The 289-nt window shown below is 63.0% G+C and carries 1 protein-coding gene; it reads left to right on the forward strand.

Features of this window, described 5'->3' with window-relative positions; genetic code table 11:
• Positions 1-289: Ig-like domain-containing protein (locus tag ETV65_RS24990; protein WP_165383776.1), on the forward strand; the 289-nt coding region annotated here is incomplete at both ends.

The raw sequence follows: 289 nt of genomic DNA on the forward strand, positions 1-289 counted from the left end.
GGCGTGGCGGGCGATAATCAGACCAATGACACCACGCCGGGCTTTGCGATCGCGACCGACAGTGATGTGGTAACGGTCACGGTCAGCATTGACGGCGGCGCGGCGCAGGCGGCGGTACAGGACAGCGAAGGGCAGTGGCACTTTGCGGTGTCTGCCTCACTGGCTGACGGCGAACATAACCTGGTGGTGACGGTCACGGATACTGCCGGTAACAGCACGTCCGGGGAGGCATTCGCCTTTACCGTGGACACCACGCTGAGCGTGCCGGTTATCGATCTGACCGACGGTT

This window comes from Rahnella sp. RFA10(1/100) (genome assembly GCF_004195115.1).
Lineage (GTDB): Bacteria > Pseudomonadota > Gammaproteobacteria > Enterobacterales > Enterobacteriaceae > Rahnella > Rahnella perminowiae.